The organism is Streptomyces toyocaensis (genome assembly GCF_000725125.1).
Lineage (GTDB): Bacteria > Actinomycetota > Actinomycetes > Streptomycetales > Streptomycetaceae > Streptomyces > Streptomyces toyocaensis.
In genome coordinates, this window is record NZ_JFCB01000024.1 from 69,597 (window position 1) to 89,890 (window position 20,294).

The 20,294-nt window shown below is 71.2% G+C and carries 14 protein-coding genes and 1 tRNA gene; 9 read left to right on the top strand and 6 right to left on the bottom strand.

Features of this window, described 5'->3' with window-relative positions:
* Positions 1–104: 104 nt before the first annotated feature.
* The 3 genes from BU52_RS23370 (at position 105) to BU52_RS23380 (ending at position 7,285) form a co-directional block, all read left to right on the top strand.
* Positions 105–836 carry a VIT1/CCC1 transporter family protein gene (locus BU52_RS23370; protein ID WP_037937651.1) on the top strand — a complete coding sequence of 244 codons (732 nt, stop codon included), beginning with the start codon at positions 105–107 and terminating at the stop codon, positions 834–836.
* A 370-nt stretch (positions 837–1,206) separates the two neighbouring features.
* Entirely contained in the window at positions 1,207–5,829 is a 4,623-nt protein-coding gene (gltB, locus tag BU52_RS23375) for a glutamate synthase large subunit (protein WP_078903411.1), read from the top strand.
* A complete protein-coding gene (locus BU52_RS23380; RefSeq protein ID WP_037937655.1) occupies positions 5,822–7,285 on the top strand; it encodes a glutamate synthase subunit beta in 1,464 nt (487 codons plus the stop codon). The genes gltB and BU52_RS23380 overlap by 8 nt, the downstream gene beginning before the upstream one ends.
* 129 nt (positions 7,286–7,414) lie before the next feature.
* Here BU52_RS23380 and BU52_RS23385 read toward each other — a convergent pair whose 3' ends face one another.
* The 3 genes from BU52_RS23385 to BU52_RS23395 all read right to left on the bottom strand — a co-directional run bounded on the left by BU52_RS23385 (position 7,415) and on the right by BU52_RS23395 (position 10,124).
* Positions 7,415–8,209 carry a chitosanase gene (locus BU52_RS23385; RefSeq protein ID WP_037937657.1) on the bottom strand — a complete coding sequence of 265 codons (795 nt, stop codon included), beginning with the start codon at positions 8,207–8,209 and terminating at the stop codon, positions 7,415–7,417.
* Between the two features lie 92 nt (positions 8,210–8,301).
* Positions 8,302–9,201, bottom strand: a complete 900-nt coding sequence (locus tag BU52_RS23390; protein WP_037937659.1) for a chitosanase — start codon at positions 9,199–9,201, stop codon at positions 8,302–8,304.
* The gene (locus tag BU52_RS23395; protein WP_037937661.1) at positions 9,198–10,124 is read right to left on the bottom strand and encodes a rhomboid family intramembrane serine protease; all 927 of its coding nucleotides are present in this window, start codon (positions 10,122–10,124) and stop codon (positions 9,198–9,200) included. The genes BU52_RS23390 and BU52_RS23395 overlap by 4 nt, the downstream gene beginning before the upstream one ends.
* A 143-nt stretch (positions 10,125–10,267) precedes the next feature.
* Here BU52_RS23395 and BU52_RS23400 point away from each other — a divergent pair, with 143 nt between their 5' ends.
* Positions 10,268–10,990, top strand: a complete 723-nt coding sequence (locus tag BU52_RS23400) for a vWA domain-containing protein (protein WP_037937663.1) — start codon at positions 10,268–10,270, stop codon at positions 10,988–10,990.
* A gap of 11 nt (positions 10,991–11,001) precedes the next feature.
* Here the strand turns inward: BU52_RS23400 and BU52_RS23405 are convergent, their stop codons facing one another.
* Positions 11,002–11,901, bottom strand: a complete 900-nt coding sequence (locus tag BU52_RS23405; protein ID WP_037937665.1) for a hypothetical protein — start codon at positions 11,899–11,901, stop codon at positions 11,002–11,004.
* Between the two features lie 109 nt (positions 11,902–12,010).
* Here BU52_RS23405 and BU52_RS23410 point away from each other — a divergent pair, with 109 nt between their 5' ends.
* From BU52_RS23410 to pepN, 3 genes are all read left to right on the top strand, one after another.
* Complete coding sequence (locus BU52_RS23410) at positions 12,011–12,388, top strand: chorismate mutase (protein WP_037937667.1); 378 nt, start codon at positions 12,011–12,013, stop codon at positions 12,386–12,388.
* Positions 12,389–12,499: 111 nt separating this feature from the next.
* Positions 12,500–13,042 carry a response regulator gene (locus BU52_RS23415; RefSeq protein ID WP_037937669.1) on the top strand — a complete coding sequence of 181 codons (543 nt, stop codon included), beginning with the start codon at positions 12,500–12,502 and terminating at the stop codon, positions 13,040–13,042.
* 48 nt (positions 13,043–13,090) lie between these two features.
* Positions 13,091–15,586: an aminopeptidase N gene (gene pepN, locus BU52_RS23420; RefSeq protein ID WP_037937670.1), complete on the top strand. Its 2,496-nt coding sequence runs from the start codon at positions 13,091–13,093 to the stop codon at positions 15,584–15,586.
* Between the two features lie 184 nt (positions 15,587–15,770).
* Here the strand turns inward: pepN and BU52_RS23425 are convergent, their stop codons facing one another.
* Positions 15,771–17,576, bottom strand: a complete 1,806-nt coding sequence (locus tag BU52_RS23425; RefSeq protein ID WP_037937675.1) for a bifunctional metallophosphatase/5'-nucleotidase — start codon at positions 17,574–17,576, stop codon at positions 15,771–15,773.
* Positions 17,577–17,859: 283 nt separating this feature from the next.
* Between BU52_RS23425 and pyk the strand changes: the two genes are divergently transcribed.
* The gene (gene pyk, locus BU52_RS23430) at positions 17,860–19,296 is read left to right on the top strand and encodes a pyruvate kinase (protein ID WP_037937677.1); all 1,437 of its coding nucleotides are present in this window, start codon (positions 17,860–17,862) and stop codon (positions 19,294–19,296) included.
* Between the two features lie 100 nt (positions 19,297–19,396).
* Here pyk and BU52_RS23435 read toward each other — a convergent pair.
* Positions 19,397–19,469, bottom strand: a tRNA-Leu gene (locus BU52_RS23435).
* 105 nt (positions 19,470–19,574) lie between these two features.
* Between BU52_RS23435 and BU52_RS23440 the strand changes: the two genes are divergently transcribed.
* Entirely contained in the window at positions 19,575–20,231 is a 657-nt protein-coding gene (locus tag BU52_RS23440; protein ID WP_037937678.1) for an ANTAR domain-containing response regulator, read from the top strand.
* The last annotated feature ends 63 nt before the right edge of the window (positions 20,232–20,294 follow it).

Genomic DNA, 20,294 nt, shown 5'->3' on the forward strand with positions numbered 1-20,294 from the left:
GGTTAGCCCAGCCTTTCCTTGCTGGCGGACGGGAATCGGACCGCGTAGGTTCGGTGTTGTCGAAGAATGGAACTTGTCCAAAGAGGGCTCTGGGGGACGTAGGCATGGCCATCATCGAGACCGAGGCGACGCTGCACGAGGCGCACCGCGACAACCACACGCACCGGGACGTGAACGGCGGGTGGCTGCGCCCCGCCGTCTTCGGCGCGATGGACGGACTGGTCTCCAACCTCGCCCTGATGACGGGCGTCGCCGGCGGTGCCGTCAGCCAGCAGACCGTCGTCCTCAGCGGTCTCGCCGGTCTGGCCGCCGGCGCCTTCTCCATGGCGGCCGGCGAGTACACCTCCGTCGCCTCCCAGCGCGAGCTGGTCGAGGCCGAGCTGGACGTCGAGCGGCGTGAGCTGCGCAAGCACCCCAAGGACGAGGAGGCCGAACTCGCCGCGCTCTACGAGGCCCGCGGCGTCGAGCCCGGCCTGGCCCGCGAGGTCGCCCGGCAGCTCTCCAAGGACCCCGAGCAGGCGCTGGAGATCCACGCCCGCGAGGAACTGGGCATCGACCCCGGCGACCTGCCCTCGCCCACGGTCGCCGCCGTGTCCAGCTTCGGCTCCTTCGCGCTGGGTGCCCTGCTGCCCGTACTCCCGTACCTGCTCGGAGCGAGCAGTCTGTGGCCGGCCGTGCTGCTGGCGCTGCTCGGTCTCTTCCTGTGCGGCGCGGTGGTGGCCAAGGTGACGGCGCGCAGCTGGTGGTACAGCGGCCTGCGGCAGCTCGCCCTCGGTGGCGCGGCGGCCGGTGTGACGTACGCCCTGGGCGCGCTGTTCGGAACGGCCCTAGGATGATGCCCCTCGCGGTTATACGAGAGACCGCATAACTAGTCGTTACTTGCTGGTTTCGACGGCATGACCGCTGGGAATGAGCCGTAAGCGCTGTGGGCAACGAGGCCGGCGGCGCGTCCGCGGGACGGGGCGAAGGAGCCCTTTCCCGCCATCGACCGGAGGACATCGATCTGTCCGGACCGGTCTCCATAGCCTCCACCGCCGGGCGCGGAACTCCGCCGCGACCCGTGTGGTGTCCGCATGGTGGAACGGAGTATCCCGGTTTCCGAGAACGCCGCCATCATGTAACCTGCACGAAATTTCGCACCACGCAGAGGGCCAACGTCGTCCCTCGGCACTTCGCACATGCCACATGACGACGACGGGAGAGCCGATGCGTACGCCGCGCCAGCCGTCCCAGCATTCTCCGAGCGACCGCCCGAACTGGTCGTTCATGGATGCTCGCCCTGCTGCGCAGGGTATGTACGACCCCCGCAACGAGCACGACGCCTGCGGCGTCGGCTTCGTCGCCACCCTGACCGGCGAGGCGTCCCACACCCTGGTCGAGCAGGCCCTCACCGTCCTGCGCAACCTCGAGCACCGCGGCGCCACCGGCTCCGAGCCGGACTCCGGCGACGGTGCCGGAATCCTCTCCCAGGTGCCGGACGCCTTCTTCCGTGAGGTGGCCGGATTCGAGCTGCCCGAGGCCGGCGGCTACGCCGTGGGCATCGCCTTCCTGCCGGCGGACGGCACCGACGCCGCCGTCGCCCGGATCGAGGAGATCGCCGCCGCGGAGGGCCTGACCGTCCTCGGCTGGCGCGAGGTGCCGGTGGCGCCCCAGCTGCTGGGTGCCACCGCCCGTTCGACGATGCCGGTGTTCCGGCAGATCTTCGTCACCGACGGCCGGAGCCGGGGCCTCGAACTCGACCGCCGGGCGTTCGTGCTGCGCAAGCGCGCCGAGCGCGAGGCGGGCGTCTACTTCCCGTCGCTGTCCGCGCGGACCGTCGTCTACAAGGGCATGCTGACCACCGGCCAGCTCGAGCCCTTCTTCCCGGACCTGTCCGACCGCCGCTTCGGCTCCGCGATCGCGCTGGTGCACTCCCGGTTCTCCACGAACACCTTCCCGTCGTGGCCGCTCGCGCACCCGTACCGCTTCGTCGCGCACAACGGTGAGATCAACACCGTCAAGGGCAACCGCAACTGGATGCGCGCCCGGGAGTCGCAGCTCGCCTCCGAGCTGTTCGGCCCCGCCGGCCACGAGCACAGCGGCACCGGCACGGACCTCGACCGGATCTTCCCGGTCTGCACGCCCGACGCCTCCGACTCCGCCTCCTTCGACGAGGTCCTGGAGCTCCTGCACCTGGGCGGCCGCTCCCTGCCGCACTCCGTGCTGATGATGATCCCGGAGGCGTGGGAGAACCACGACTCCATGGACCCCGCGCGGCGCGCCTTCTACCAGTACCACTCCACGATGATGGAGCCCTGGGACGGCCCCGCCTGCGTCACCTTCACCGACGGCACCCAGGTCGGTGCCGTGCTCGACCGCAACGGCCTGCGTCCCGGCCGCTACTGGGTCACCGACGACGGTCTGGTCGTCCTCGGCTCCGAGGTCGGTGTCCTCGACATCGACCCGTCGAAGGTCGTCCGCAAGGGCCGCCTCCAGCCCGGGCGCATGTTCCTCGTCGACACCGCCGAGCACCGCATCATCGAGGACGACGAGATCAAGGCCGCGCTCGCCGCCGAGCACCCCTACGCGGAGTGGCTCGAGGCCGGCGAGATCGAGCTGTCCGACCTGCCCGAGCGCGAGCACATCGTGCACACCCACGCCTCGGTCACCCGCCGCCAGCAGACCTTCGGCTACACCGAGGAGGAACTGCGCGTCCTGCTCGCGCCGATGGCCAAGGCCGCCGCCGAGCCGATCGGCTCGATGGGCACCGACTCGCCGATCGCCGCCCTCAGCGAGCGTCCGCGCCTGCTCTTCGACTACTTCACTCAGCTGTTCGCCCAGGTCACCAACCCGCCGCTGGACGCGATCCGCGAGGAGCTGGTCACCTCGCTGCGCTCCTCGCTGGGCCCGCAGGGCAACCTGCTGGAGCCGACCGCCGCCGCGTGCCGCAGCGTCACGCTGCCCTTCCCGGTGATCGACAACGACGAGCTGGCCAAGCTCATCCACATCAACGCCGACGGCGACATGCCCGGTTTCAAGGCCGCGACGCTCTCCGGCCTGTACCGGGTCTCCGGCGGCGGCGACGCCCTCGCGACACGCATCGACGCGATCTGCGCCGAGGCCGACGCCGCCATCGAGAACGGCGCCCGGCTGATCGTCCTGTCCGACCGGCACTCCGACGCCGAGCACGCGCCGATCCCGTCGCTGCTGCTGACCGCCGCCGTCCACCACCACCTCATCCGCACCAAGCAGCGCACTCACGTGGGCCTGCTGGTGGAGGCCGGTGACGTCCGCGAGGTCCACCACGTCGCCCTGCTCATCGGCTACGGCGCCGCAGCCGTCAATCCGTACCTGGCGATGGAGTCCGTCGAGGACCTGGTCCGCGCGGGCACCTTCCTGCCCGGCATCGAGCCCGAGCAGGCCATCCGCAACCTGATTTACGCCCTCGGCAAGGGCGTGCTGAAGGTCATGTCCAAGATGGGCATCTCCACGGTCGCCTCCTACCGCGGCGCGCAGGTCTTCGAGGCCGTCGGCCTGGCGGAGGACTTCGTCGAGAAGTACTTCAACGGCACCGCCACCAAGATCGGCGGCGTCGGCATCGACGTCGTCGCCAAGGAGGTCGCCGCCCGGCACGCCAAGGCGTACCCCGCCTCGGGCATCGCTCCCGCACACCGCGCGCTGGACATCGGCGGCGAGTACCAGTGGCGCCGCGAGGGCGAGCCGCACCTGTTCGACCCGGAGACGGTCTTCCGCCTCCAGCACTCCACGCGCTCCGGCCGCTACGACATCTTCAAGAAGTACACCGAGCGCGTGAACGAGCAGTCCGAGCGGCTGATGACGCTGCGCGGGCTCTTCGGCTTCAAGTCCGGCCGGGGGCCGATCCCCGTCGACGAGGTCGAGCCGGTCTCCGAGATCGTCAAGCGGTTCTCCACCGGCGCCATGTCGTACGGCTCCATCTCCCAGGAGGCGCACGAGACCCTCGCCATCGCCATGAACCAGCTGGGCGGCAAGTCCAACACCGGTGAGGGCGGCGAGGACCCGGAGCGGCTGTACGACCCGGCCCGCCGGTCCTCCATCAAGCAGGTCGCCTCCGGCCGCTTCGGCGTGACCTCCGAGTACCTGGTCAACTCCGACGACATCCAGATCAAGATGGCCCAGGGCGCCAAGCCCGGCGAGGGCGGCCAGCTGCCCGGCCACAAGGTCTACCCGTGGGTGGCGAGGACCCGGCACTCCACGCCGGGCGTGGGGCTCATCTCCCCGCCGCCGCACCACGACATCTACTCCATCGAGGACCTCGCCCAGCTGATCCACGACCTGAAGAACGCCAACCCCCGGGCGCGCATCCACGTCAAGCTGGTCTCCGAGGTCGGCGTCGGCACCGTCGCCGCGGGTGTGTCGAAGGCCCACGCGGACGTCGTGCTCATCTCCGGCCACGACGGCGGTACGGGCGCCTCCCCGCTCACCTCGCTCAAGCACGCGGGCGGCCCCTGGGAGCTGGGCCTCGCCGAGACCCAGCAGACGCTGCTCCTCAACGGCCTGCGCGACCGGATCGTCGTGCAGACCGACGGCCAGCTCAAGACCGGCCGTGACGTGGTCATCGCCGCGCTGCTCGGCGCCGAGGAGTTCGGCTTCGCGACGGCCCCGCTGGTCGTCTCCGGCTGCGTCATGATGCGCGTCTGCCACCTGGACACCTGCCCCGTCGGCATCGCCACGCAGAACCCGGTGCTGCGCGACCGGTACTCCGGCAAGGCCGAGTACGTCGTGAACTTCTTCCGGTTCATCGCCCAGGAGGTCCGCGAGCTCCTCGCCGAGCTGGGCTTCCGCTCCGTCGAGGAGGCCGTCGGCCACGCCGAGGTCCTCGACGTGACCCGCGCGGTGAACCACTGGAAGGCGCAGGGCCTGGAGCTGGAGCCGCTGTTCCACGTGCCCGAGCTGCCCCAGGGCGCCGTCCGCCACCAGGCCGTCGCCCAGGACCACGGCCTGGAGAAGGCGCTCGACAACGAGCTGATCAGGCTCGCCGCCGACGCGCTCTCCGCCTCCGGCGCCGAGGACGCCCAGCCGGTGCGGGCCCAGGTCGCCATCCGCAACATCAACCGCACGGTCGGCACCATGCTCGGCCACGAGGTGACGAAGAAGTTCGGCGGCGCGGGCCTGCCCGACGACACCATCGACATCACCTTCACCGGCAGCGCCGGCCAGTCCTTCGGCGCCTTCGTCCCGCGCGGTGTCACCCTGCGCCTGGAGGGCGACGCCAACGACTACGTCGGCAAGGGCCTGTCCGGCGGCCGGATCGTCGTCCGCCCGGACCGCGCGGCCGACCACCTCGCCGAGTACAGCGTCATCGCGGGCAACACCCTCGCCTACGGTGCCACCGGCGGCGAGATGTTCCTGCGCGGCAAGGTCGGCGAGCGGTTCTGCGTCCGCAACTCCGGCGCGCTGGTCGTCTCCGAGGGCGTGGGCGACCACGGCTGCGAGTACATGACCGGCGGCCACGCGGTCGTCCTCGGCGAGACCGGACGCAACTTCGCGGCCGGCATGTCCGGAGGCGTCGCCTACGTCATCGACCTCGACCGCGACAACGTCAACGCCGGCAACCTCGGCGCCGTGGAGGCGCTCGACGACGCCGACCGGCAGTGGCTGCGCGAGGTGGTCCGCCGGCACCAGGAGGAGACGGGCTCCACCGTCGCCGGGAAGCTGCTCGCCGAGTGGGACACCGCCGTTCAGCGCTTCAGCAAGATCATCCCCAACACGTACAAGGCAGTGCTCGCCGCCAAGGACGCCGCCGAGCGAGCCGGTCTGTCCGAGACCGAGATCACCGAGAAGATGATGGAGGCGGCGATCAATGGCTGATCCGAAGGGCTTTCTGAACCACGGCCGCGAGGTCGCCAGGTCCCGTCCGGTCGAGGAGCGCACGAAGGACTGGAACGAGGTCTACGTCCCCGGCTCCCTGCTGCCGATCATCAGCAAGCAGGCCGGCCGCTGCATGGACTGCGGCATCCCCTTCTGCCACAACGGCTGCCCGCTCGGGAACCTCATCCCCGAGTGGAACGACTACGCCTACCGCGAGGACTGGGCGGCCGCGTCCGAGCGGCTGCACGCCACCAACAACTTCCCGGAGTTCACCGGCCGCCTGTGCCCCGCTCCGTGCGAGTCGGCGTGTGTGCTCGGCATCAACCAGCCGCCGGTCACCATCAAGAACGTCGAGGTCTCGATCATCGACAAGGCGTGGGAGACCGGTGACGTCGCGCCGCAGATCCCCGAGCGCCTGTCCGGCAAGACCGTCGCGGTGGTCGGCTCAGGACCCGCGGGTCTGGCCGCCGCCCAGCAGCTGACCCGGGCCGGCCACACGGTCGCCGTCTACGAGCGCGCCGACCGCATCGGCGGCCTGCTCCGCTACGGCATCCCCGAGTTCAAGATGGAGAAGCGGCACATCAACCGCCGCATCGAGCAGATGCGCGCGGAGGGCACCAAGTTCCGCACCGGCGTGGAGATCGGCCGCGACATGCCGGCGACCGCGCTGCGCAAGCGGTACGACGCCGTGGTCCTCGCCGCCGGCGCCACGACCGCGCGCGACCTGCCGGTGCCGGGCCGCGAGCTCAAGGGCATCCACCAGGCCATGGAGTACCTGCCGCTGGCCAACAAGGTGCAGGAGGGCGACTACGTCGCCCCGCCGATCTCCGCCGAGGGCAAGCACGTCGTGGTGATCGGCGGCGGTGACACCGGCGCCGACTGCGTGGGCACCGCCCACCGCCAGGGCGCCGCGTCCGTGACGCAGCTGGAGATCATGCCCCGCCCGAACGAGGAGCGGGACCCGGTCGCGCAGCCGTGGCCGACCTTCCCGATGCTCTACAAGGTGACCAGCGCCCACGAGGAGGGCGGTGAGCGGGTCTACTCCGTCTCCACCACCCACTTCGAGGGCGACGAGGACGGCAACGTCCAGTGGCTGCACATGAGCGAGGTCGAGTTCGTCGACGGCAGGCTGACGTCGAAGCCGGGCACCGAGCGCAAGATTCCGGCGCAGCTGGTCACCCTCGCCATGGGCTTCACCGGCACCGACCGGGACAACGGTCTGGTCGAGCAGTTCGGCCTGGAACTCGACGAGCGCGGTAACATCGCCCGCGACGCCGACTTCCAGACCAACGTGCCGGGTGTGTTCGTCGCCGGTGACGCCGGCCGCGGCCAGTCGCTCATCGTGTGGGCGATCGCCGAGGGCCGTTCGGCCGCGCGGGGCTGCGACCGCTTCCTCACCGGGGCGAGCGAGCTGCCGGCCCCGATCCGTCCGACGGACCGCTCGCTCATGGTCTGACGGAGTGGCCCCCAAGGAGGCCTGACGGCCCCTCATGTCCGTCCCGTACAAAGGCGTACGGAACACCTGGTGGCGCCTGCCCGCCTGTCCCCGACCGGACGACTGGGCAGGCGCCGCCGCATGTCCGGCTCACGCCACCTCGTAGCGCGTTCCGTACATCGTCCACTCCAGCGGCGTCTCGAGGTCCAGGTTGCCCTCGTCGAGGAAGCGGCGCTGGGCGGTGTCGACGCGGCTGGTGTCGTGGCCGGGGTGCAGCACCCGCATCGCCTCGCGGCGGACGTCGAGGAAGGCGGAGAGGTACGCCTCCTCGTCGCCGCCCCCGGCCGGGGTGTCCGCCCGTTTCACGGCGTCCGCGCGGATGCCGCCGAAGCTCGTGGGACCGTCTCCGGGGCCGTGGTAGACGATCGCGTCGTAGTAGATGAACTGGCCCAGTGCCGACAGCCCGTCCCGCTCGGCCTGCCGTACCGCCGGGTCGAAGTACTCCTCGTCCCGCTTGGCGTCCTGTGCGGCCCGGAACTCCGGCCGCTTCGCCTCCGCCTTCCAGGCGGCCCTGAAACCGGGATCGAGGCCCTCGTGCGAGTCCGTGCCGTCGACCTCGCGCAACGCGGGCAGATAACGGGCCAGACCGTTGCCCGGATGGTCCCCGGTGTACTCCTCGACGAGGGTCAGCAGATCGTGTGTACCCGTGCAGAAGCCGATGATGCCCGCGGTGTAGCCCTGTCCGTCGCCGATGTCCTCGATGTAGCCGTAGGCGCTGCGCCAGTCGAGCGTGCCGTTCTCGGCACTGGCGACTATGCGCTGCGCTGTCTCCTTCTTGGCGGGACTGGCCAGCCCCTCCGCCTCCTGGCTCCCGGAGACGGCGGACGAGCAGCCCGCCGCCGCGATCGCGACGAGGGACAGGACCGTGAGCAGGGCACGCTTCATGGGTCAAGCGTACGGAGGAGGCGGTGCGGGCCGCCTCCCCCGTTCGGCACCGGGGTCCGCCCGTTCACCGGCGGACGGGCGCCGCGGCGTCGTCAGCGCAGCGTGTAGTGCTCGCCGTGCATCTCCCACTCCAACGGCGTGGCCAGGCCCAGGTTCCCGGCCTTCAGGAACCGGCGCTGGGCCGTGTCGACGCGTGAGGTGTCGAGGTCCGGGTAGCGGCTCAGCATGGTGGCGCGGCGGACGTCCAGGAAGGCGCTGAGATACGTCTTCTCGGGACCGCCCGCCGCGGGCGTCCGAGCTTGTTCGAGGGCCCGTGCGCGTACGTCGTAGAAGCCGCCCGCCTCGACGCCGGGCCCGTGGAAGACCATCGCGTCGAAGTAGACGAACTGGCCCAGCGTGCCGAGGCCGTCCAGCTTCGCGAGACGTACCGCCGGTTCGAAGTACCTGCGGTCGCGCTCGGCCTCCTGCGCCGCCCGGAACGCGGGCGTCCTCGCCTCCGCCTTCCAGGCGGCGGGGAAGCCGGGGTCCAGGCCCTCGTGCGAGTCCGTGCCGTCGACCTCGCGCAGCGCGGGCAGATAGGGCGCCAGCCCGTTGTCCGGGTGGTCCTCGGTATAGGTCTCGACCAGCGCGAGCAGATCGTGGGTGGCGGTGCAGAAGCCGACGATGCCCGCCGTGTACCCGCAGCCGTCGTCCGCGTCCTCGATGATGCCGTGGGTGCCGCGCCAGTCGGTCGTCGCGTGCTCGGCGCTCGCCACCAGCCGCAGGGCGAGTTCCTTCTTCTCCGGGGCGGCCAGCCCCGGCGGCCGGGCCGCGACGACGGCGTCGTCGGCCGCCCGTTCGCTCTCGGCCCGGTCCTTGGCCTCGCCGAGCGCCGGCTGCGCGGTGGCCGCGGGCGGTGGTGCCGGGGCGTCGGGGGAGTCGGGCGGCAGCAGCAGGTACACCGCCGTGGCGATCACAGGAACCGCGGACAGCAGAAGACCGGCACGTCTCACAGCGGGGCACCTCCACTCGTCAGCCCGGCCACCTTGGCCGCCGTCGCCACCATCAGCAACGCCAGCAGGACAGTACAGGCCACCGCCTGGATCAGCACCCGGCGGTCGCCCCGGGGCACGTACGCGAAGACCAGCGCCACCGCGCCGCCCGCCAGCAGCCCGCCGAGGTGCCCCTGCCAGGACGTGACGACCGCGGAGAGCACCAGCCACAGCAGCAGCCCGGCCATGTACCGGTTCACCTGGGCCAGGTCGGCGCCGACGCGACGCGCCACCACGTAGTACGCGGCGCCCACGCCGAAGACGGCGCCGGACGCGCCGACCACGGCGTCCCCGGGCGCGATCAGCAGGACCAGCACCGAACCGCCCAGCGCCGACAGCAGATACAGGGCGAGGTAGTGCACCCGGCCCAGCATCGGCTCGACGAGCCGGCCCAGGTTCCACAGCGCCACCATGTTCATCACCACGTGGAAGACGCCGAACGTCCCCTCGGTGGGCGGCAGATGCAGGAACGCGCCGGTCAGCAGCCGGTACCACTCCCCGTCCACCACTCCCTCCGGGGTGAAACCCCACGGGTGGGGGTCCACCCACACATAGTGCTCCCCGTCGGGACCGAGCAGCCCCGCGCCCACCATCGCGAACCGGTCCACGATCTCCGGCCGTACCAACTCCGCCAGGTACACCAGCACGTTGAGGGCGATCAGGGCGTACGTCACGACGGGCACCGCGGAGACGGTGCCGCCCACCAGGGTGCGAGCCTGCCGCACGGAGCGCGCGCCCTCCTTGACGCAGTCGGGGCACTGGTGGCCCACGGCCGCCTCCCGCATGCAGTCCGGGCAGATGTAGCGCTCGCAGCGCGTGCAGCGGACGTGGCACTCCACCGTGGGATGGCGGTAGCAGGTGGTGACGGTGGACTCGGAATCCACGGGCCGGCTCCTCGGGAGGGTCGGGACGGGCATGAGCCGGTGGGGACGGCGGCGAACAAAATAGCGAACGCCGGTGGACGGAGCGGGAGGCGGGGTGAGGGTGCCGTACGCTCGGGCCCAGTTCCGTGCGCGAGGGGGAGCCGATGGCCGCGATCAGTCTGCGCAAGATCGAGGAGACCGCGCCCGCGCTGGTCAGCCTCTACAAGGCCGCCGGCGTGTCACTGGCCGCGCACGGCCTGGACGGCCTGCGTGCCGCGGTCTACCTGGTGGTCGACTACTCCGGCTCGATGAAGCCGTACTACCGGGACGGCAGCGTGCAGGCGCTCGCCGACCGGGTGCTGGGCCTGTCGGCCCACCTCGACGACGACGGCACGGTCCCGGTCGTCTTCTTCTCCACCGACGTCGACGCCGTCACCGACATCGCCCTGGCCGACCACCGGGGCCGCGTCGAACGGATCGTGGCCGGTCTCGGCCACATGGGCAGGACCAGCTACCACCTGGCGATGGACGCCGTCATCGACCACTACCTCGACAGCGGCTCGACCGGCCCCGCCCTCGTGGTGTTCCAGACCGACGGCGGCCCGGTCAACAAGCTCGCCGCCGAGAAGTACCTGTGCAAGGCCGCCCGGCTGCCCCTCTTCTGGCAGTTCGTCGGCTTCGGGGAACCGCACGGCAAACAGTTCGACTACCTCCGCGGACTCGACGAACTGGCCGTACCGGCCAGGCGCGTCGTGGACAACGCGGGCTTCTTCCACGCCGGTCAGGACCCGAGCCGGATGCCGGACGCCGACCTGTACGACCGCCTGGTGAGCGGGTTCCCGGAATGGCTGACGGCGGCACGCGCGCAGGGAATCGTCCGCACCTGACACCCCGTCCGTCACGTGTCGCACTCCAGCACCGTCCGGCACAGCCCGCACCGTGCCCGCACCCGCCCCCTCACCGGGACGCGGATCCGCTGGTGGCAGGTCGGGCACGGGAACGACACCCGCAGCGGTCCGTGACCGTCCGCCGTGAAGCTGTACGGCGCCTCCTGCCCCGCTCCGGCCCGGGCGGTGCGTTCCCGGGCGTGCCGCCGGTCCCGCGCGTACCGCCGCCGGCCCGCCCAGCCGGCCGCGGTCAGCGGCGGCTGCTGCTCGTCGTGCCGGGCCAGCGTCATGCCCTTCCCGTACGCCGTGTACGCCTGCGCGCTGGTGAACCACACCGACGGGTCCTCCCCGAACAGCAGCGACCGCTTCGCCAGCACGTACCCGAACTCCTCCGGCGTGAGATACCCCAGCTTCTGCGACGACGTCCCGTCCTCCCGGAACGCGTCCAGCAGCAGCCACCCCGCCCCGAGATACGTCGCCGCCGTGTCCGTCAGGATCTCGTTGTCCCGCGTCCCCGGGAACGACAGCCCCAGGCGGTGCAGGTACACGTGCGCCACCTCGTGCGCCAGCGCCGCCCCGATGTCCCGCCGGTGCGTACGGAACCTGTCGTTCAGCTCGACGAAGTACTCCGGCCCCGCCGCCAGTTCCACGTTCGCCGCATGGGTCATCTCACGGAACCCGACGATCAGCCGCGCGTCCGGCAACCGGTAGTGCCGCACCATCTCGCGGGCCACCCGCTGCGCCCCCAGATGAAGATCGTCCGTGTCGCAGAACGCCACGTCGGCGGGTGCCACACTCACCGAGAACGTGCGGACCGTGTCGTACGACAGCCGCCTGTACAGCGCCGTGACGGCCTCCCGCACCGTCTCCAGGTGCGGGTAGCCGTGCTCCACCGGCCCGCCGTTCGCCACGTCGCACCCCCGCCACGCCGAGAACCCGATTCCACTGTACGGTCCCGCCCCGGCCACCGCCCCGGCCACCGGCCGCCGCGCCGCCGTCCGCGTCGTAGGCTGACACCCCATGACCACCAGCAACGCCGCCACCGGTGACGTCGACCCCGCCGTGCGCGAGGAACTCACCCGGCTGCGCGACAGCATCGACAACATCGACGCGGCCGTCGTCCACATGCTCGCCGAACGCTTCAAGTGCACCCAGCAGGTCGGCCGCCTCAAGGCCGAGCACCGGCTGCCGCCCGCCGACCCGGGCCGCGAGGCCCGCCAGATCGCCCGGCTGCGCGCCCTCGCGGAGAACGCCAAACTGGACCCGGCCTTCGCGGAGAAGTTCCTCAACTTCATCATCGCCGAGGTCATCCGCCACCACGAACGCATCGCGGACGGCTCCCCGGGTGGCGTCACGCCCTCGGCGAACCGGACCACGACCTCCGCCGCCGGGGAGTGACACGGCGGCCCGCGCGAGGCATGCTGCCCTGTGCACTCCTTGTCAGCCGGCGAGCACCGCCCGTCAGCGTCCGGACCGCCGTCCGGTCCCTTACGAGGAGGGACGTGCGCCATGCCGCCCAACGCCCGGATCCTCATCGTCGACGACCACGAGGACACCCTGTACGCCCTGGAGAGCGCCCTGGCCCCGCTGGGCCATCTGCTGGGCCGGGCCACCAGTGGCGACGAGGCCCTCAAACAGCTGCTGCGCGGGAACGTGGGCCTGCTGCTCCTCGACGTCCACATGCCCGGCACCGGGGGCCTCGACGTCGTGCGCTACATGCGGCGCCTGGAGCAGACCCGGCACATCCCCGTCGTCCTGCTCACCGGCTTCGCCCGTGACCGGCAGCTCGGCGCCGCCGCCTGCACCCTCGGCGTCGCGGACCTCGTCACCAAGCCCGTGGACCCCTGGGCCCTGCGCATCAAGATCCGCCACCTCTACGACGCGCACCAGCGCCGGCTCGCCCTGGAGGCCGAGATCCGCGCCCTGCGCGCCCGGCTCGAGGAACGCACCGCCGTTCCCGGGCCCTCCGCCCTGCCCCACCCGCACGCGCACGTGGCGCCCGGCCGGCCCGCGGGGGCGCAGTCCGGGGAGCTCGAACGAGACCGGACATAGGACGCGAACCCGATCCGCCCCTGTGCCCCGGCAACCGCATCAGGCAGCATGGCCTGCATGTCCGTACTGACGCGCGACGAAGCGCAGAACCGAGCACAGCTCCTCGACGTCCACCGGTACACGGTCGAGCTCGACCTGACCACCGGGGACGAGACGTTCGACTCCCGCACCCTGATCAGGTTCGGCGCCCGCACGGACGCGGACACCTTCGTCGAGATCAGGCCCGCCGAGCTGCGCTCCGTCACCCTCGACGGACAGCCCCTGGACCCCGGCACCCTGGACGGCAACCGGCTGGCCCTGAAGGACCTCGCGGCCGGCGAACACGAACTGCGCGTCGACGCCGCCATGCGCTACACCCGCACCGGCGAGGGCATGCACCGCTTCACCGACCCCACCGACGGCGAGACCTACGTCTACACCCAGCTGTTCATGGAGGACGTCCAGCGCGTCTTCGCCGCGTTCGACCAGCCCGACCTCAAGGCTGTCTTCGAGCTGACCGTCACCGCCCCCGAGGGCTGGACCGTCCTGGCCAACGGCGTCACCGAACACACCGGCGACGGCGTGTGGCGGGCCGCGCCCACCCCGCTGATCTCCACCTACCTCGTCGCCGTGGCCGCCGGCCCCTGGCACTCCGTGCGCACCGAGCACCGCGGACTGCCCTTCGGCATCCACTGCCGCCGCTCGCTCGCCCCGTACCTCGACACGGACGCCGAGGAACTCCTCGACATCACCCGCGCCTGCTTCGACCGCTACCACGAGAAGTTCGAGGAGCCCTACCCCTTCGACTCCTACGACCAGGCCTTCGTCCCCGAGTTCAACGCGGGCGCCATGGAGAACCCCGGACTGGTCACCTTCCGCGACGAGTTCGTCTACCGTTCCGCGGTCACCGACACCGAACGCCAGACGCGCGCGATGGTCGTCGCCCACGAGATGGCCCACATGTGGTTCGGCGACCTCGTGACGCTCACGTGGTGGGACGACATCTGGCTCAACGAGTCCTTCGCCGAGTACATGGGCTACCAGACCCTCACCGAGGCCACCCGCTTCACCGACACCTGGACCGACTTCGGCGTCGTCCGCAAGGCCTGGGGCTACGACGCCGACCAGCGCCCCTCCACCCACCCCGTCGCCCCTCAGAACGTGCCGGACACCGCCTCCGCGCTGCTCAACTTCGACGGCATCTCCTACGCCAAGGGCGCCTCCGCCCTGCGTCAGCTCGTCGCCTGGCTCGGCGAGAAGGACTTCCTCGCCGGCATCAACACCCACTTCGCCCGGCACCGGTTCGGCAACGCGACCCTCGCCGACTTCATCGACTCCCTCTCCGCCGCCACCGAACGCGACGTGCACGCCTGGGCCGACGCCTGGCTGCGCACCACCGGCGTCGACACCCTCACCGCGTCCGTCGACTCCCGCCCGGGCCAGTGGACCCTCGCCCTCGACCGCGACGGCGGCCGCCCCCACCGCGTCACCGTCGGCGTGTACGACCGTGACCTCAGCGACGGCCGCACCCTCCTGCTGCGGGAGCGCTACGAGACCGACGTCCCCCGGGAGACGGCCCCCGAGCCGCGGCCCGGAACCCGTCCCGCCCTGGTCGTCCCCAACGACCTGGATCTGACCTACGCCAAGATCCGCCTCGACGACACCTCCCTGGAAACCGTCCTGCGCGGTCTGTCCGGCATCCCCGACGCGCTGACCCGTGCCGTCGTGTGGAACGCGTTGCGCGACATGGTCCGCGACGGCGAGCTCGGCCCCCAGGACTACCTGGCGACCGCCGCCGCCCACCTGCCCGAGGAGACCGACCTCGCCCTCACCCAGGGCGTCCTCGCCTTCGCCTCCGTCCACGTCGCCGACCGCTACGTCACCCCCGGCCGGCGGCCCGCCGCGCTCGCCACCCTCACCACCCTGTGCCGCGACATCGTCCGGCGCACCGAGGACGGCGACAACCCCGGCCTGCGCCTCATCGCGGTACGGCAGTTCATCGATGCGGCCGCCCACCCCGACACCATCGCCGCCTGGCTCGCCGACGGCACCGTCCCCGGCGGCCCCGAGCTCGACCCGGAACTGCGCTGGCGCGTCCTCGCCCGGCTCGCCGCACTCGGCGCCGTCGACGAGGAGGCCATCACCGGGGAACTGCGCCGCGACCCCAGCGCCACCGGCCGGGAGGGCGCCGCCCGCTGCCGCGCCGCCCTGCCCGACGAGGAGGCCAAGGCCCGCGCCTGGGAGGCCATGTTCGGCTCCGACGACCTGTCCACCTACCTGTTCACCGCCACCGCCCAGGGTTTCTGGCAGCCCGAACAGGCCGACCTCGTACGCCCCTACGTGGCCCGGTACTACAAGGACGCCGTCGCCCTCGCCGCCCGCCGCGGCCCCGCCATCGCCGAGGCCGTGGGCCGCTGGGCGTTCCCCGCCCACGCCGTCGACGGCGAGCACCTCAAGCTCGGCGAGAAGTGCCTTCGCAAGGCCGATCCGACCCCCGCCCTGCGCCGCAGGCTCGTCGACCAGCTCGACGACCTGGCCCGCGCACTGCGGGTGCAGCAGGCCTGACCCGGCTCCTCACGCGGGGCGCCGCCGACCCGTTCGGCGGCGCCCCGCCCGCACGGCACCAACCGGGACGCACCTCCTCCTGGGCGTCCTCCCGGGCTTCCTGGGAGGACGCCCGCCCGGCGCACCACACGGCTCACCCCATCGGCGGACGCGGCCCCGAGTCGCCCGTGGTGACGGCGGACGGTCAGAACACCGGCGTACCGTCCCGGGTCAGCCTCCAGTCCACCGACGCGAAGTCCTTCGGGTCCAGCACGCCCTTCGCCGTCACCCACTCCGCGATCCGGGTCCGGATCTCCGTCGACTCCGCCCACAGCTCCTTCGCCGACGCCACGTGCGGGAACGCGCCGCCGCCGTTCGCCCGGTAGTTGTTCACCGCGAACACGAACTGCGCCGCGTCGTCCAGAGGGGCGCCGCCGTGGGCCAGGTTCCTGACGCGCGAACCGGCCGGCTGTGCGATGTCGATGTCGTACGTGAGCCCCGACACGTAGTCGTAGTTGTAGTCCGGACGGCCGCCCGCGTTCGTCAGCTTCGCCACGTCCACCGGCGCATCCGCCGCGGTCCGCGCGAAGTACTCCGCCGAGTACTCCAGGTAGGCCCGGACCTGCGCGCCCGTCATCAGCTTCGCCACCAGCGTGTTGTCGTACACGTACAGGCTCGACAGGTCCCGGATCGTCACCTCGCCCGCCGGGATCTGGGAGGTCCGCGAGAACGGCGACGCCTGCGACAGCACCGGCAGCGACGCGTACCCGGTGCCCGCGAGGGCCGCCCTGACCACGTCCTCCTGCACCTTGGCGATGAGGTCGATGATCGGCGCGTCCTTGTAGCGCGCCTCCACCGTGGTCAGGGTCTCCGTCGCCGTGCCGACCACCTGGTTGACGTACGCCACGACCACCGCGTGCTCGTCCGACAGCAGCTCGGTGATCGCCGGGTCGTCCTCCACCGTCGCCGCGTCCCGCAGCGACGCCTTCACCGACTCCACCCGCCACCGGCCCCGCTCGAAGGCCAGCTCGAAGTCGAACAGGGTCAGCCGCTCCGCGTAGCACAGCGGCTCCGACAGCACGACGTCCCTGCCGGTCTGCTCGTTGGTGACCCGCAGCTCCGGGATCTCCACGTGCGCGTGCCCGACCAGGATCGCGTCGATCCCCGGCACCTGCCGCGCCACGTTCGCCGCCGCGTTCTCCACGTACGGCAACTGATCACCGTACGACGACGTCCCCGACGAGCCCGAGTGCGCCGAGACCACCACCACGTCAGCGCCCATCGACCGGAGCTTCGGCACCCACGTCGCCGCCTGCTCCTCCAGACCCGGGAAGGTCAGCTTCCCCTGCACGTACGCCTTGTCCCAGATCGCGATGCCGGGGTTGGTCAGCCCCAGCACCGCCACCTTCACCGGGGGAGCGCCCTTCACCCGGAACGTCTTCATGAAGTACGGCGGGAAGGCGGGCCTCAGCGTCTTCGCGTCCAGCGCGTTCGCACCCAGCAGCGGGAAGTCGCACTGCTCCTCGAACTTCCGCAGGGTCTCGATGCCGTAGTTGAACTCGTGGTTGCCGAGCGCCACCGCGTCGTACCCGATGGCGTTCATCGCCTGCGCCATCGGATGCACCGGACCGCCCTCGGCGGTGATCGGGTCGACCTTGGCGTAGTAGTACGTCAGCGGCGTGCCCTGGATGGTGTCGCCCGCGTCCAGCAGCAGCGTGTTGCGCCGGCCCTTCTCCTTGCGGACCTGGTCCACCAGGGTCGACACCCGCGCCAGGCCCTGCGCGTTGCCGGCCGCGTCCGCGTACTCGGCGTCCTTGAAGTAGTCCCAGTTGAAGACGTGCCCGTGCAGATCGGTCGTCCCCATCACGGTCAGCGCGTACCGCTTCACCGGCTTGTCCCCCTGTCCCGCCCCGGCTGCCTCGGCCGTGGGGGCCGCCGCTGCACCCGTCAGCGCCACCCCCGCCCCCGTCACAGCGGACCTCTTCAGAAACGTGCGGCGGTGCAACGCCATGTCAGGCTCTCCTCTTACCAACGAACAACGCGCGTAGATTCGCCCGATGATTCTGACCTGAACACGTCGACCGGAACAGCCCCCACAGGTTGCGATCCGGTGTCCGGGACCCGTCCCGCACCGAAGCGCCCACCACGGCACCGGCTCCGGGGCTGACCCGCCGGTGCTCACGGGAGCGGCCGGGCGCACATGTCGGCGCTTGTCAATAAGCCGTGAGCCGCGCGCCGTTGAGTCGTCACCGGCAAGCAAATCGCTACCGGCCGGTAAGGCCTAGGCTCGAACCATGCGCCGAGCGAAGATCGTCTGCACACTGGGCCCCGCCACCGACTCGTACGACCAGATCAAGGCGCTGGTCGACGCGGGAATGGACGTGGCCCGATTCAACCTCAGCCACGGCGGTCACGCCGAGCACGAGGAGCGCTACCAGCGGGTGCGCAAGGCCGCCGACGAGACCGGCCGCAGCGTCGGCCTCCTCGCCGACCTTCAAGGCCCGAAGATCCGGCTCGGCCGCTTCGCCGAGGGCCCCGTACTCCTCGAACGCGGCGACGGCTTCACCATCACCGTGGAGGAAGGCGTCGAGGGTGACCGCCACACCTGCGGCACCACCTACGCCGGCCTCGCCGCCGATGTCACCGCCGGCGAGCGCATCCTCGTCGACGACGGCCGGGTCACCCTCGAGGTCACCGCCGTGGACGGCCCCCGTGTCCGGACCACCGTCATCGAGGGCGGCGTGGTCTCCGACCACAAGGGCCTCAACCTCCCCGGTGTCGCCGTCTCCGTCCCCGCGCTCTCCAAGAAGGACGAGGACGACCTCCGCTGGGCCCTGCGCACCGGGTTCGACGTCATCGCCCTCTCCTTCGTCCGCAGCGGACGCGACATCAAGGACGTGCACCGCATCATGGACGAGGAGGGCCGGCGCCTCCCCGTCATCGCCAAGGTCGAGAAGCCGCAGGCGGTCGACAGCATCGACGACATCGTCGCCGCCTTCGACGGCATCATGGTGGCCCGCGGCGACCTCGGCGTCGAGATGCCCCTCGAACAGGTGCCCATCGTCCAGAAGCGTGCCATCAAGCTCGCCCGGCGCAACGCCAAACCGGTGATCGTCGCCACCCAGATGCTCGACTCGATGATCGACAACGCGCGCCCCACCCGCGCCGAGGCGTCCGACGTCGCCAACGCCGTCATCGACGGCACCGACGCGGTCATGCTCTCCGGAGAGACCAGCGTCGGCAGGCACGCCGTCGACACGGTCCGCACCATGGCGCGCATCGTGGAAGCGGCCGAGGAGGACATCCTCGCCAAGGGCCTCCCGCCCCTGACGGAACGCAACAAGCCCCGCACCCAGGGCGGCGCGGTCGCCCGCGCGGCGGCCGAGATGGGCGACTTCCTCGGCGCCCGCTTCCTGGTCGCCTTCACCCAGTCGGGGGACACCGCCCGCCGGCTGTCCCGCTACCGCTCCCCGATCCCCGTCCTGGCGTTCACCTCCGACCCGGCCACCCGCTCCCAACTGAGCCTCACCTGGGGCGTGGAGACCTTCCTCGGCCCCCACGTGGAGACCACGGACGCGATGGTCGACCAGGTCGACGAGCTGCTCCTGGAGTACGCCCGCTGCCGGAAGGGCGACACGGTGGTGATCACCGCCGGCTCGCCCCCGGGGGTCCCCGGCTCGACGAACCTCGTCCGGGTCCACCACATCGGCGAGGACGACGGCCCCCGGTGAGGGCCGGATCACGAACACGTGCGACGCGCGAAAGAAGCGGATGTTCACCGAAAAGGGGGACATCCGCTCTCAAATGGTGACCTTGGATACAGAGGAAAAGTACCCCGGGTCGGATTCGAACCGACGCTGGATGGTGTTTGAGACCATTGCCTCTACCGCTGGGCTACCGGGGCGCCCTGCAAAACGAAGGTCGACGGTCACCCGCCGTGCCCCCACCTTACCGCAGCTGGGTACGCTCTTGTCAGCAGTACCGGTCTGCCCCGCACCAAGGAGCCCACGTGAGCGCCCCCGAGTCGCCCCAGCCTGTAGACGTGCCCGATGACGACAAGTCGCACGTGCCTCCGATGACGACGCGCGTCGTGATCGCCGAGGACGAGGCCCTGATCCGGCTCGACCTCAAAGAGATGCTGGAGGAGGAGGGCTACTCCGTCGTCGGTGAGGCGGGGGACGGCGAGCAGGCCGTCGAACTGGCCCGGGAGCACCGGCCCGACCTGGTGATCCTCGATGTGAAGATGCCGAAGCTGGACGGCATCTCCGCGGCGGAGAAGATCGCCGAGGAGAGCATCGCCCCGGTGCTGATGCTGACCGCGTTCTCGCAGCGGGACCTGGTGGAGCGGGCGCGGGACGCGGGCGCGATGGCGTATCTGGTGAAGCCGTTCAGCAAGAGCGACGTCGTGCCGGCGATCGAGATGGCGGTGTCGCGGTTCACGGAGCTCAAGGAGCTGGAGCGTGAGGTCGCGGACCTGAGTCTGCGGCTGGAGACGCGCAAGCTGGTGGACCGGGCGAAGTCGGTGCTGCAGACCCAGTACGGACTGACGGAGCCGGCGGCGTTCCGGTGGATCCAGAAGACCTCGATGGACCGGCGGATGTCGATGCAGCAGGTGGCGCAGGCGGTCATCGACGACGCCGAGGAGAAGAAGGCGTCGAAGGACTAGGCTCCGGCCGGCAGGCGAGAGGCCCGCGTCCCCCCTCACGGCGGGGGCGCGGGCCTCGTCGTG

What these genes read in the sequence shown, in the direction of transcription:
- BU52_RS23370 (WP_037937651.1), top strand. Translation starts at nt 105, where the DNA reads ATGGCCATCATCGAGACCGAGGCGACGCTGCACGAGGCGCACCGCGAC.
- gltB (WP_078903411.1), top strand. Translation starts at nt 1,207, where the DNA reads ATGCGTACGCCGCGCCAGCCGTCCCAGCATTCTCCGAGCGACCGCCCG.
- BU52_RS23380 (WP_037937655.1), top strand. Translation starts at nt 5,822, where the DNA reads ATGGCTGATCCGAAGGGCTTTCTGAACCACGGCCGCGAGGTCGCCAGG.
- BU52_RS23385 (WP_037937657.1), bottom strand. Translation starts at nt 8,209, where the DNA reads ATGAAGCGTGCCCTGCTCACGGTCCTGTCCCTCGTCGCGATCGCGGCG.
- BU52_RS23400 (WP_037937663.1), top strand. Translation starts at nt 10,268, where the DNA reads ATGGCCGCGATCAGTCTGCGCAAGATCGAGGAGACCGCGCCCGCGCTG.
- BU52_RS23410 (WP_037937667.1), top strand. Translation starts at nt 12,011, where the DNA reads ATGACCACCAGCAACGCCGCCACCGGTGACGTCGACCCCGCCGTGCGC.
- BU52_RS23415 (WP_037937669.1), top strand. Translation starts at nt 12,500, where the DNA reads ATGCCGCCCAACGCCCGGATCCTCATCGTCGACGACCACGAGGACACC.
- pepN (WP_037937670.1), top strand. Translation starts at nt 13,091, where the DNA reads ATGGCCTGCATGTCCGTACTGACGCGCGACGAAGCGCAGAACCGAGCA.
- BU52_RS23425 (WP_037937675.1), bottom strand. Translation starts at nt 17,576, where the DNA reads ATGGCGTTGCACCGCCGCACGTTTCTGAAGAGGTCCGCTGTGACGGGG.
- pyk (WP_037937677.1), top strand. Translation starts at nt 17,860, where the DNA reads ATGCGCCGAGCGAAGATCGTCTGCACACTGGGCCCCGCCACCGACTCG.